We start from the raw sequence: 12,677 nt of genomic DNA on the forward strand, positions 1-12,677 counted from the left end.
GGTTGGGGTGGTCAGGGAGTAGTAAGAGTTTGGTTCTGGATTTGCAGGGTCTTCGTTGTTGGATTTTCGAGGGGGCGGCGCTCGATCTCACAGGCGCTGAAACTCTCCCGGCGAACACCTACCAGGCGCTGAAACTCTCCCGGCGAACACCTACCAGGCGCTGAAACTCTCCCGCCAAACACCTACCCGCCAAAGCGCGAATTCCGCCTCTTGCCCTATACACACCGCGACACATTGTCGGCTTGACTTTGCCTATACCCACCCAATTGCTGTAAAGTTGACGCCAAGGTCAGCTTTTCTCAAGCCAGGCCAAGAATCAAAAGAAAGGGCAGGCCCCAACTGCCCAGAGGATCAAGCATGTCCAACCGTGATATTTCCCGGCGCGCCTTTCTGCAAGGCGGCCTGATCGCTGGTGTCGGCGTGACCATGGCGCCACTTGGCAGCCAGGCCTTCGCCGCGTTGATGGAGGAGCGCGTCACCACCTCGCCGCAGAAGTGGATGAACCACGACGGCAAGGCGCGTTTCCGTAACGATGCGTTGTCCAAGGTCTGCGGCGACAAAGTGTTCGCCCGCGACATCCGCGCCAAGGACATGCCCGGGTGGCCCGCGCAGCAGGGCCATGCGCTGCTGCTCAAGGCCACCACGGTTGATCGTATCTATGCCGGGCATGACCTCAGCCTGCTCGGCACCGACCTGCAGCCGGACCGCATCGTCACCGCCGCCGACCTCGAACAGGACGGCATTGCCTGGCCCGAGGCCCATTCGCCCGACCCGCTGCTGCCGCCCGGCAAGGTGCCGATGTTCATCGGCCACCCGGTGGCGATCCTGATCTGGCACGATTTCGAGCGCTTCCGCCAGGCCAAGCGCAAGCTGCAGTTCAATCAGCAGGCGATCCGTTACGGTGCCCAGGCGCCGCTGTACCAGCGCGACCCTTATGGTAGCTTCCGCTTCGTGCGGGTGGGCGGCGCCACGCCGTTCGACGACGATGAGTTCTCCAGCCTGAAGAACGCCATGCTGTTCCCCACCATTCTCAACCGCAAGCCGGTGTGGTCGAAGCAGCCCAACCAGCACGGCGACCTGACCGAGCAGGGTTTGTTCTACGCCAAGCGCATGGCCGAGCAGCTGGACAACCCGCCCGAGGACTGGCTGGTGTTCGACGAGCGCTACAAGACGCCGTCCATCGAACCTGCCGCGCTGGAGCCGGACAACGGTAACGGCTGGTATGACCCGGCCACGGGCACGCTGCACTTCGTGGTCGCCACTCAGTGCCCGTTCGAAGTGGCGCAGGAATGCGTGCACATGATCAAGCCGTCGCGCTTTGCCCTGAACACGCTGAACATGCATCCGGGCTATACCGTGGGCTATGGCTCGAAAGACAACAACATCTTCGTCTTCTATGCCGCGGTGGCTGCGCTTTACGGCGCCGGCGTGCCGATCCGCCTGGCCAACGACCGCTACGAGCAGTTCCAGAGCGGCATCAAGCGCCATGCCTTCGATATCCGCTACCAGCTGGCGGTGGACAAGAAGGACAACAGCTTCAAGATCTTCCGCGCCGACATGAGCTGCGACGGCGGCGGGCGCATCAACTACAGCCCGTCGGTGGCAGCCGTGGGCGCCACGGCAGCGCAGTCGATCTACTACATGCCACAGAACGACCTGTCGGTGACCGCCTACTATTCCCGTGGCGTCGAGGCCGGCTCCATGCGCGGTTACGGCACCCTGCAGAGCATGGCGGCCACCGAGATGATGGTGGATGAGATCGCCGGCCGCCTGGGGGTCGATGCCATCGACCTGCGCCGCGCCAACGCGCTGAAATCGGGCATGAAGAACACCCAGGGTGCGGTCCCGGCCGGCGCCCTGCGCCTGTACGAGATCCTCGACAAGGCCGCTGTGCACGAGTGGTGGCGCAACCGCGATGCACGCAAGCAACAGATGGACGCCAGGGACCCGGACCACTGGTACGGCGTCGGCTTCGCCATCTGCCAGAAGGACTTCGGCACAGGTTCCGAGGCGCCGATGGCCAGTGTCGAGTTCAGCGCCGATGGCCGCATCAGCCTGCGCCATATCGGCACCGAGCTGGGCACCGGCATGTCCACCTCCCAGGCTTTGGTGGTCAGCGATTTCCTCGGCCGTTCGGCCGACGAGGTGACGACTGCAGTCACCGAATGGCCAGAGCTGCAATTGAGCACTAGCGGAAACCCGTACCTGATCAGCCAGCCGGAGCAGGACGCCGCGCTGCGCAACCCGCGCTGGGTCGGCAAGCTGGCGTCGCCATCGTCGGCGACCAACTCGGCGTTTTACTTCAGCCATGCCACCCGCGAAGCGGCGCGTGTGCTGTTCAATCATGGGTTGTGGCCGGCGGCCATGGCGATCTGGAGCCAAGGCCCGCACGGCGGCCAGGCCAACCCGCTGGTGGTGCGCCGCGAAAATGCGGTGTGGGTCAACGGTGAGCTGACCGGCAATGGCCTGGCGCCGATTCCGTTTGCCCAGCTGGCGCAGAAGGCCCACGACATGGGGCTGGTTACTGGCGTGAGCGTGCACGGCTTCAACCGCTGGAGCTGGGCCGAGGCCGACTTTGTCATCGATGGCGTGCGCGAGCGCTTCCCCCTCGATGCCATGGCGGTGAAGTACGGCGATGGTGCGGTGAATGCCAAGAAGGCGCAGATGGGCAGCCATGGCTATCACCTGCTCGACCGGCAGAATGCGGCCTACCCCGACACCCAGCTGAACAACGCCATGGTCACCTACTACAGCCCGGTGGCGACCATCGTCGAGGTCAAGGTCAACAAAGGCACCTTGGAGACGCAGGTGCTCAACCACCACAGTTGGGTCGAGTGTGGCCGGGTGCTGGTGCCGGAACTGGTCAAGGGCCAGCTCGAAGGCGGTATCGCCATGGGCATTGGCCATGCACTGACCGAAGAAATGCCGTTGTACGAGGGTGGGCCCGGGGAGGGCGACTGGAACTTCAACCGCTACCGCCTGCCGCATGCGCGCAATGTGGCGGTGTGGCAGCAGACCAGCGAAATCCTCCCGCCGCTGTCACCGACCGACCCCTCCAAGGGCATCGCCGAAGTGGTGATGATCCCGGTCGTCGGTGCCATCGGCAATGCCGTCGCGCATGCCATCGGCAAGCGCGTGCGCGATCTCCCCATCACCCCAGCCCGTATCAAGGAGGCCCTCAATGGCTAACCGTCCACTGCAACTGACGCTCAACGGTCAACCGGTCGGGCCGGTCGAGGTTCCCGCGGACCTGGCGATGATCGACTACCTGCACGAACACCAGAACCTCACCGGCTCGCGCCTGGGTTGCGGCCAGGGCATCTGCCACGCCTGCGTGGTGATCGTCGACAACCCCGACGGCACCAGCGAAGAAGTGCGCACCTGCATCACCGGTGCGCATTACTTCGAAGGCAAGAAGGTTCGCACCATCGAAGGCCATGCCAAAAAAGACCAGGCCGGCAACCTGACGCTCAACCCGATCCAGCAGAAGTTCGTCGACCTGTTCGCCTTCCAGTGCAGCTACTGCGCACCAGGCTTCGTCAACGCCGCTACCGTGCTGGTGGAAACGGCCCAGCGCCAGCCGCTGAAGAAGAGCGAAGTGGAAGACCGCATCGAGGCCAGCCTCGGTCACCACATCTGCCGCTGCACAGGCTACGTGCGTTACTACGATGCCACCCGCAAGGTGCTCAACGATCTCGGCCTGGTCAAGGAGGGTTGAACATGGGCTTCGTACGTAGCGCCTCGGCGTTGGCCCTCGGGCTGGCGGTCAGTTCGTTTGCCTTGGCGGCCGACGATGCGCAGGTCAAGCGCGGTGAATACCTGGCCCGCGCGGCCGACTGCATGGCCTGCCATACCGCCGAAGGCGGCGCGCCGTATGCGGGCGGCTTGCCGATCCATTCGCCGTTCGGCACCATTTATGGCAGCAATATCACCCCGGACAAACAGTACGGCATCGGCAACTACAGCGCCGACGAGTTCTTCGCCGCAGTCACCGAGGGCAAGCGCAAGGACGGCGCCAACCTTTATCCTGCGATGCCTTACACCTCGTACCACCTGATCAAGCGTGAAGACTCGGACGCGATCCTCGCCTACCTGATGACCATACCGCCGATCAACCGCCCGGCACCGCAGACCGCGTTGCGCTTCCCGTTCAATGTGCGCATGGGGCTCAGCGGCTGGAACATGCTGTATGGCAAGAGCGTGCAACTGCAGCCGACCGAGGGTAAAAGCACGGCCTGGCAGCGCGGCCAGTACATGGTCGAGGTCATGGGCCATTGTGGCGAATGCCATACCCCGCGCAATCCGATCGGTGCGCTGCAGCAGGACCAACGCCTGAGCGGCGGCCTGCTGGGTGGCTACCTGGCGCCAAGCCTGCTGGCCCAGGACCTGGCCGAGCGCGGCTGGACGCAGCCGGACCTGACCACCTTCCTCAAGCACGGCATCAGCGCCCAGGGCAGCATGTTCAACGAGATGTTCCCGGTGGTGCACCACAGCACCCAGCACCTGGAAGATGCAGACCTTGCGGCCATGGCCACCTACCTGCTGGGCGACCAGCCGCCGCCGGCCAAGGCTATCGAGGCCGTTGCCCTGGAGCGGATGAGCGACAGTGCCAAGCGGGGCCACCAGCAGTACCTGAACGTCTGCGCCGGCTGCCATGGTGTCGACGGCGAGGGCAAGCCGCACATCGCCGTGGCCATGCGCGGCAACACCGTGCTGCGTCAGGCCGACTCGCGCAATCTGGTCAAGGTGGTCCTCGAGGGTATCCGTGAACAGCAGTTCACCGGCTTCGAGCGCATGCAGCCGATGCCGGGCTTTGCCGACAAGCTTGATGACCAACAGGTGACAGATATGGTCAACTACTTGCGCCAGGCCTGGGGTGGATTGCCCGGCGACCTGAACGTACAGCAGCTCGCCGAGCTGAAGGCGGAGTAAAGCGTGCAGCATCTCGATCTACAGGTGATCCGTCAGGCTTTGCAGTGGTCCTGCAACGGTCAGCGGGTATGGTTGTGCACGGTGCTCGCCACCTACGGCTCGGCACCGCGTGCGCCGGGCTCGCTGCTGGCGGTGAACGCCAGCGGCCAGTGGCTGGGCTCGCTGTCCGGTGGCTGTGTCGAAGACGACTTTCTCGAACGCGTGGCCCTGGGGGAATTCCCGGAGCCGGTTGCCATCGTGCGTTATGGCGACGGCAGCGACCCGCGTTCGCGCGTTCGCCTGCCGTGTGGCGGTGTGCTGGAAGTGCTGGTGGAGAACCTGCCGGTTGAATGCGAGGTGCAGGCGCATCTGCGTGAGTTGGAACGTGCGCTGCTGGGCCAGCGCCGGGTACTGCGTGAGGTGAGCCTGCCTACGGGTACCCGCCAGCTGCTCGATGACCATAGTCAGGGGCCACGGGTCGAACGGGAAAATGCCCGGGTGCGCTTGCGTGTCGGCGCCGCCCAGCGGCTGCTGCTGGCCGGCTATTCCAGCGTGGCGCATTTTTGCGCCGAATTCGGCAGGGGGCTGGGTTTTGAGGTCATCCTTTGCGAGCCGCGTGACGAAGTACTCGACGGCGTAGTGCTGAATGGCATAGAGGTGCGCCGCGAGCTGCCGTCGGAATTCATCGCCCATGGCGGTTGCCATGCCGATACGGCAGTGGTGGCATTGACCCATGATCCAAAAATCGATGACCTGGCCATGCTTGAAGCCGTACGGACCGAAGCGTTCTACATCGGCGTGATGGGCTCCAAGGCCACCTCCGACAAGCGTCGCGAACGCTTGCAGCGAATTGGTGGCCTGGGTTGCGACGAGCTGGCGCGCATCCATGCGCCGATAGGCCTGAACCTGGGCAGCAAGACCCCGGCCGAGATCGCCCTGGCGGTACTGGCCGATATCCTTCGTGCGCGCAATGGCATCGAGCGGGCGGCGCTGTGAGCGTGGTTGCGTTGGTATTGGCGGCAGGCAGCAGTGTGCGTTTCGGCGCTGACAAGCGCCGTTCGCTGCTGGCTGACGGTCGAAGCTTGCTGGTACACAGCGTAGAGAGCGCCTGCGCAGTGTTCGATGATGTGCGGGTGGTGTTGCGTGAAGGGGAGCGAGGCGTGGACCTGGGGTTGCCTGCGCGGTGCAGGGTGGTCTCCAGTCCGGATTTCACATTGGGCATGGGCCATAGCCTGGCGGCCGGGGCCGCTTCGCTGGCTGACAGCGAGGCGCAGGCAGTAGCGATTCTGTTGGGTGATATGCCCTGGGTGGCGTCCGCGACCCTGGATTTGCTTGCACGCGAGGCCAGTGGGTCAACGATAGTCCTGCCTTGTCATGCTGGACGACAGGGCCATCCGGTGTTGTTCGGGCGCGATTTCTGGCCGGCGCTTGCCCGGTTGAAGGGTGATGAAGGGGCGCGTTCGGTGCTGAAGGCCCATGTGGACCGTTGCGTCCGGCTGGATGTCGAGGATGCCGGCGTGCTGCAGGATGTCGATTCGCCCGATGCGCTGCGCCAGTGAGCGTTGTAAGCGCGTGCTAATCATCTTCCTTTTCATCGAGTTCGTAGGGTCCCAGTTCGCCCGTCTACGCTAGCAGAATCAGATGCACGTCGGCCTTCAGCCGCTGAAGATTGGCCAGGCTGGCAGACACGCCCAGCATCAACGCCGGGACGAAGCCGTGCATCTCATCCGCCGCTTTTCACGGCCAATACTGTGTTTAGAAGTCAGAAAAGCTATAGGGTTCGAGGGTGGAGATCTGTGCAAGTAGTATTAAGTGCTCGACAGCTTTGACTTTTTCTAGGTGGGCAAGATCGCAGGGGCCACCGAATGCCAAGGCTGGAACGAAACCATACATCTCATCATGATTGAGTTTGCCTAATTTGTTATATGCAGGCTCGAATAAATCGCCAAAGTCGTTGGACTCCCGTTCGATCAATAGAAAGAAATCTTGCACCTCCTTGTCCATGTTGCCTGCATCAAGTTCATTCACTCTGCCGCAGTATTGTGAAGTGTGGGCTACGATGTCTAATGAAAAACCGGAATTTTCTCCGTACAGATAGAGATCACCAAAGGCGCCCCGAGCGATGACATGATAGGTATCTCGCCCTTCGAGCGCAGTGCCCTCTATGAATGAGGCGGCTACGCCCTCGTAGTCTTGCGGATTGACCGTCCAGAATATTCCATCACCATATCCGCACCATCCGTGCTCGGTCCAGTATTCCAACAGTTTCTTCGGCAATTTACCGCTGTAGCGCTCGATGCTAGAAGGAGGCACCTCCTGCCTGAAAATCGGCTCGCCCATCTCTTCTATGAAGAGGGAGAAGAATTCGTCCATTGTCGCGCTCCTTATCTTGTTAGCATTTGTGCAGTCTGACATTTAAAAAGCCTGATGCGCGGCCATCTTTGGCTTGTTCTTCGACTGATCTTGTCAGCTCTCCTACCCTGCTTCTCCATTGGGGACCTATAGTGGAATTTACTTGCCTATCCCCGAAGTCAGAGATGACATCCTTGCCGCCGGCGATTAGATCTGGATTGTGCAGCGCAGCAAGAGAGGACATCGTTTCCTTAGCCTGCATCGTTGAAATTTTTCTTGCTTCAATTGGGTTCATGTCCTTGGGCAGTTTTCTATAAGCTCTTTTCCTTAGGTCGTCATACAGTTTTTGTCTTGCTTTTCTCGCAGTTTTTGGATCTCGCTTTATGGGGTTTGCAATATTTTCCAGGAACTCTTCAACCGTCAGCCGATTGAGTCCATCTTGTTGTCCCTTTAACTGCCGCTCAAACTCGCCATGCTTCGACGCTGGCAATTTATCCGCCTTGAAACACGCCACCGTATGCAACGGCATCCTACCGGGCTTAGCTGTCGAGGGCTCCTTGTCTTTTCCCGCCTGCCGATTCGGCTGAACTGGCTGCGGATCATCCATCGCCCCTTTGCGCCGCTCCGGCACTTGCAGATCCGGCCGTTTCTTCAACCCCTCTTCATGCTGGAGCATCCATTGCCCCAATCGCGCGCCTTTGCGGCTGGCCGCCATCTCCTGGGCCAGCACTCGGGCATCGCCGCGCCCGCGGGTGAGGTATGACACGATCGCCCCCAACAACAGCACCACGACTTCCACATGGCCTTGGGCAATCTGATGCGTGGCCCGAGATATCGCATAGGGGTCGTCCCGGCAGAACGGGCCGGTGCCTTCATTGCCGCAGGTGCCTTCCCAGGCGAAGCGGATGCCATCGACGTAGTACTCGCCGATACGCGGTAAGCCCTCGACGAAGAACTCGGCAATGGAGGCCAGCCCCAGCGCTCCGAGGATCCAGCCGCTGACCTTGAGGCCCATGGCCGCGCCTGCGCCAGCGAACGGAATGGTTCCGGCGCCGCCGGCGAATGCGCCTACCCCCGCGCCAAGCAGGCCGCCGGTAACGGTGCTGCCGATGACGATCATCGCCATCTGCTGCACAACCCTCAGCAGTTCGTCGACGATACTGTTGATGTCGAGGTCGGCGAAGCGCTGGCGTAGCATGTTCGCCGCCTGCCATTCAGCCTGGTAGAAGGCTGTGCGGACAGCTTCGATCCGGCGCAGGTTGAGGCCCAGCGAGGCGACCTCTTCATTGAGGCCGGTGCGGAACTGGCCACCGCTTGGGTAGCCCACCATGGCGATGACACGTGACTCGATCTCGTGCCACGAGGGCACGAGGTAATCCAGGTACATGAGGTGTCTCCCTGACAGCGTGTGCAGGGGGAAATCCCATCATGGATTCGGATCAGAGGTTTCTGGGTCAGTTGTAGGAAAGGGCGACTTCGTTTCTGTTGTGTTCGAGAAGCTCGGGAATTGGCGTTGAGGCTGCGAGGGGCAGGGTGGCGACCCGCGCGGCGCTCGATCTCCCCCCAACCCTCCCCAAAAGGTCCATAATCCCCCCTTAATCCGCCCAAGGTGCAATACCAGCCACACCACTCCGGGAGCCCCACCATGCACGTTCTGCTCTGCGAGGACGACGACCTGATCGCCGCCGGCATCTGCGCCGGCCTCACCGCTCAGGGTCTGACCGTGGACCGGGTTGGCAACGCCGCCGCTGCGCGAGCGATGCTGCAGGCCGCGCAGTTCGACGTGATGATCCTCGACCTCGGCCTGCCCGACGAAGACGGCCTCAAGCTGCTGCGCCGCCTGCGCGAAAAAGGCGAGACCCTGCCGGTGCTGGTGCTCACCGCCCGCGATGCCGTCACCGATCGTGTCGATGGCCTGCAGGCCGGTGCCGACGATTACCTGCTCAAGCCCTTCGATCTGCGCGAGCTGGCCGCACGCCTGCATACCTTGCTGCGGCGGGTGGCCGGGCGGGCGGTGAACGTGATCGAGCACGGCCCGCTGCGCTATGACCCGAGTAGCTGCGAGGCGACCCTGGCCGGCCAGCATGTCGACCTGTCCCGCCGTGAGCAGGCCCTGCTCCAGGCGCTGCTGCAGAACCCCGGGCGAGTGCTGTCCAGCGAGCAACTAAAGGACTGCGTATACGGTTTCAGCGACGAGGTCGAGAGCAACGCCCTGAATGTGCACATCCACCACCTGCGTCGCAAGCTGGGTAACGGCATTGTCGAGACCGTGCGTGGCCTGGGCTACCGGCTGGGCCCGGCGCAGGCACCGCAAGAGGCCGCATCATGAGCCTTCGGGTACGCCTGAGCCTGATCCTCGGCAGCGCCTTCGTGATCATCTGGGCGCTGGCCGCGGCGTGGATGCTGCGTGACCTGCGCCAGCAGATGATGTTTTCCCTCGACCAGCGCCTGGTGGCGTCGGCGCGTATGGTCGCCGGGTTGATCGACCAGTTGCCGCAGCCGCTGACTGCCAAGGGCGGGGAGGCGCATTTTTCCGCCGACCAGTTCAGCGTACCGGACGGCATGGCCTGCCAGGTCAGCTCGCTGCGTGGCGAGATCCTCGCCAGCAACCACAAGCACGATGGCGCCATGGACGACGAGCGTAGCGGGTTCCGTGACCAGACCATCGACGATGCGCTTTGGCGCACCTTTACCTACAACCACGGCGATGTGCGCATCACCACGGCCGACCGGCACATGGAGCGCGAGGCACTGAACCAGTCGATTCTCCTGGCGGCATCGGCGCCGGTACTGATGGCCCTGCTTGGCAGCCTGGGGCTGTTGTGGATCGGCCTTGGCAAGGGCCTGGAGCCGCTCAACCGCATGCGTGATGCGTTGCGCCGCAGGCGTGCGGACAGTGTCGAGCCGCTGCAGGTGGCGGGCATGCCCAGCGAGTTACAGCCGTTGCTGGAGACCCAGAACCAGCTGTTCCTGCGCATTGCTCAGACCCTCGAGCGTGAGCGGCGCCTGACCGACGATGCCGCGCATGAACTGCGCAGCCCGTTGACCGCGATCAAGACCCACCTGCAGGTGGCGCGCATGACCGACGGTGCAGTGCGCGAGCAGGCGCTGGAACATGCCGAGCAGGGCACCGACCGCATGCACCGCACGCTTGAGCAGTTGCTGATGCTGGCGCGGGTGGAAGGCAGCCTGTCGTTCGAGGATGGCGTGCAGTGCAGCGCCGAGCAGGTGGCGCGGCAGGCGATGCAGGATGCGGGCGGCGGCGACAACCGGCGTATCGTGCTGCGTCTGCCTGAGGAGGCTACGCAAATCTACCTGGGCATGCCGGCACCGTTGGCGGTGGCAGCACTGCGCAACCTGCTGGACAACGCCTTGCGTCATGGCGGTGATGAAGCTGTAGAGCTGGACGTGCAGATGGCAGACGGCCAAGTGGGCTTCATGGTGCGTGACCATGGGCCAGGGATTGCCGAAGCGGACCTGGAGCACCTGACCGAGCGCTTCTGGCGTAATGGGCAAAGTGGTGGTTGCGGGTTGGGGCTGGCGATAGTGCAGGCGATCGTGCAGCGGTGTGCCGGTAGCCTGCGCTTTGACAGCCGTAGTGACGGCTTGCGGGTCTTGTTGCGGGTACCGGCGCGTCCGGTGCATTGATGTTTATTGCCTGTGCTGGCCTCTTCGCGGGTGAACCCGCTCCTACGGGCGGTGCGTTCTGTGGTGCGGGGTTGTCTGTGCTGGCCTCTTCGCGGGTGAACCCGCTCCTACGGGCGGTGCGGTCTGTGGGGGCGGGTTTGCCTGTGCTGGCCTCTTTGTGGGTAAACCCGTTCCTACGGGGGGTGCGGTTCTTGTAGGAGTGGGTTTACCCGCGAAAGGGCCGGCACAGACAAAAATAAAATCCAGTAACAACCGCTAAATCCTCCCCCCACTCAAGCGTTTCCAAAGCGATAACCGCCCATCCGCTTGCTTGCGAGGATTCACCCATGTCCACCGCTTCCAGCCTTGCCCAGGTTGCACCGGCCAGCTTGCCGCATCCCTTGTACGAATTCACCGATTCGCCTTTGCTGCAACGCCAGCAACAGCAGGAATCCAACGCCCGCAGCTACCCGCGGCGCATCCCGCTGGCGCTCAAGCGCGCCCGGGGCATCCATGTCGAAGACGTCGAAGGCCGCCAGTTCATCGACTGCCTGGCCGGCGCTGGCACCTTGGCGCTGGGTCATAATCACCCGGTCGTAGTCGAGGCAATCCAGCGCGTGCTGGCTGACGAACTGCCGCTGCATACACTCGACCTGACCACACCGGTCAAGGACCGTTTCGTCCAGGACCTGTTCGGCATCCTGCCCGAGGCGCTGCGTCGCGAGGCCAAGGTGCAGTTCTGCGGCCCAACCGGTACCGACGCCGTTGAAGCGGCGCTCAAACTGGTGCGTGGTGCAACCGGGCGCAGCACCGTGCTGGCCTTCCACGGCGCCTACCATGGCATGAGCCAGGGCGCGTTGAGTCTGATGGGTAGCCTTGGCCCCAAGCAGCCACTGGGTGCGTTGCTGAGCAGCGGCGTGCAGTTCATGCCGTACCCTTACGACTACCGCTGCCCGTTCGGCTTGGGCGGCGAGGCCGGGGTCAAGGCCAACCTGCATTACCTGGAAAACCTGCTGCTCGATCCGGAAAGCGGCGTGCCGCTGCCCGCCGCCGTGATCCTCGAAGTGGTACAGGGTGAGGGCGGGGTAATTCCGGCCGACATCGAATGGCTCAAGGGCGTGCGGCGCATTACCGAGCAGGCGGGCGTGGCGTTGATCGTCGATGAGATCCAGAGTGGCTTCGCCCGTACCGGGCGCATGTTCGCCTTCGAGCACGCCGGCATCGTGCCCGATGTGGTCACCTTGTCCAAAGCCATCGGTGGCAGCCTGCCGCTGGCGGTAGTGGTCTATCGCGACTGGCTGGACACCTGGAAGCCGGGTGCACATGCCGGTACCTTCCGTGGCAACCAGATGGCCATGGCGGCGGGTTCGGCGGTGATCCACTACCTGGTCGAGCATCGCCTGGCCGAGCATGCCGAGGCCATGGGGCTGCGCCTGCGTCAGCACTTGCAGCAATTGCAACGTGACTATCCGCAATTGGGTGATGTACGCGGGCGTGGCTTGATGCTTGGGGTCGAACTGGTGGAGCCGCAGGGCGAGCGTGATGCCTTGGGGTATCCACAGGCCAACCGAGAGCTGGCGGCCAAGGTGCAGCGCGAGTGCCTCAAGCGCGGGTTGATCCTGGAACTGGGCGGGCGGCATGGCGCGGTGGTGCGCTTCCTGCCGCCGTTGATCATCAGCGCTGAGCAGATCGATGACGTGGCGCAGCGCTTTGCAGAGGCGTTGATCGCGGCAGTCTGAACCTTTGTCAGGGCCGCGTTGCGGCCCATCGCCTGCGCCAATGGTCCA

The 12,677-nt window shown here is 63.1% G+C and carries 11 protein-coding genes; 8 read left to right on the forward strand and 3 right to left on the reverse strand.

Annotated elements, in window-relative coordinates; all coding sequences use genetic code 11:
• The first annotated feature begins 357 nt into the window (after positions 1–357).
• The 5 genes from ACTJJN_RS18305 to ACTJJN_RS18325 are packed head-to-tail and all read left to right on the forward strand — an operon-like array spanning position 358 to position 6,470.
• Complete coding sequence (locus ACTJJN_RS18305) at positions 358–3,189, forward strand: xanthine dehydrogenase family protein molybdopterin-binding subunit (protein WP_014755856.1); 2,832 nt, start codon at positions 358–360, stop codon at positions 3,187–3,189.
• Entirely contained in the window at positions 3,182–3,718 is a 537-nt protein-coding gene (locus tag ACTJJN_RS18310; RefSeq protein WP_014755857.1) for a (2Fe-2S)-binding protein, read from the forward strand. Before ACTJJN_RS18305 ends, ACTJJN_RS18310 begins: the two co-directional genes overlap by 8 nt.
• A 2-nt stretch (positions 3,719–3,720) precedes the next feature.
• A complete protein-coding gene (locus ACTJJN_RS18315; RefSeq protein ID WP_012051706.1) occupies positions 3,721–4,932 on the forward strand; it encodes a cytochrome c in 1,212 nt (403 codons plus the stop codon).
• A gap of 3 nt (positions 4,933–4,935) precedes the next feature.
• Entirely contained in the window at positions 4,936–5,907 is a 972-nt protein-coding gene (locus ACTJJN_RS18320) for an XdhC family protein (protein ID WP_012051707.1), read from the forward strand.
• Positions 5,904–6,470, forward strand: a complete 567-nt coding sequence (locus ACTJJN_RS18325; protein ID WP_221101164.1) for a nucleotidyltransferase family protein — start codon at positions 5,904–5,906, stop codon at positions 6,468–6,470. The genes ACTJJN_RS18320 and ACTJJN_RS18325 overlap by 4 nt, the downstream gene beginning before the upstream one ends.
• 64 nt (positions 6,471–6,534) lie before the next feature.
• Here the strand turns inward: ACTJJN_RS18325 and ACTJJN_RS18330 are convergent, their stop codons facing one another.
• From ACTJJN_RS18330 to ACTJJN_RS18340, 3 genes are read right to left on the reverse strand one after another with little or no spacing between them, the layout of a single operon-like run.
• Positions 6,535–6,633: a T6SS immunity protein Tdi1 domain-containing protein gene (locus ACTJJN_RS18330; RefSeq protein WP_080756757.1), complete on the reverse strand. Its 99-nt coding sequence runs from the start codon at positions 6,631–6,633 to the stop codon at positions 6,535–6,537.
• Positions 6,634–6,666: 33 nt separating this feature from the next.
• Positions 6,667–7,284 carry a GAD-like domain-containing protein gene (locus ACTJJN_RS18335; RefSeq protein WP_143494136.1) on the reverse strand — a complete coding sequence of 206 codons (618 nt, stop codon included), beginning with the start codon at positions 7,282–7,284 and terminating at the stop codon, positions 6,667–6,669.
• A 19-nt stretch (positions 7,285–7,303) separates the two neighbouring features.
• Positions 7,304–8,650 (reverse strand): DUF6861 domain-containing protein, encoded by a 1,347-nt coding sequence (locus ACTJJN_RS18340; RefSeq protein WP_440781490.1) that lies wholly within the window; start codon positions 8,648–8,650, stop codon positions 7,304–7,306.
• A 258-nt stretch (positions 8,651–8,908) separates the two neighbouring features.
• On the opposite strand from ACTJJN_RS18340, the gene ACTJJN_RS18345 reads away from it, so the two are divergent.
• The 3 genes from ACTJJN_RS18345 (at position 8,909) to ACTJJN_RS18355 (ending at position 12,629) form a co-directional block, all read left to right on the forward strand.
• On the forward strand, positions 8,909–9,592 hold the full coding sequence (locus ACTJJN_RS18345; protein ID WP_004576176.1) for a response regulator: 684 nt from the start codon (positions 8,909–8,911) through the stop codon (positions 9,590–9,592).
• A complete protein-coding gene (locus tag ACTJJN_RS18350) occupies positions 9,589–10,911 on the forward strand; it encodes an ATP-binding protein (protein ID WP_003254253.1) in 1,323 nt (440 codons plus the stop codon). The genes ACTJJN_RS18345 and ACTJJN_RS18350 overlap by 4 nt, the downstream gene beginning before the upstream one ends.
• A 326-nt stretch (positions 10,912–11,237) precedes the next feature.
• Complete coding sequence (locus tag ACTJJN_RS18355; protein WP_012051710.1) at positions 11,238–12,629, forward strand: aspartate aminotransferase family protein; 1,392 nt, start codon at positions 11,238–11,240, stop codon at positions 12,627–12,629.
• Positions 12,630–12,677: the final 48 nt, after the last annotated feature.

The sequence above is a fragment of the Pseudomonas sp. 22515 genome (genome assembly GCF_052044625.1).
GTDB classification, from domain to species: Bacteria; Pseudomonadota; Gammaproteobacteria; order Pseudomonadales; family Pseudomonadaceae; genus Aquipseudomonas; species Aquipseudomonas alloputida.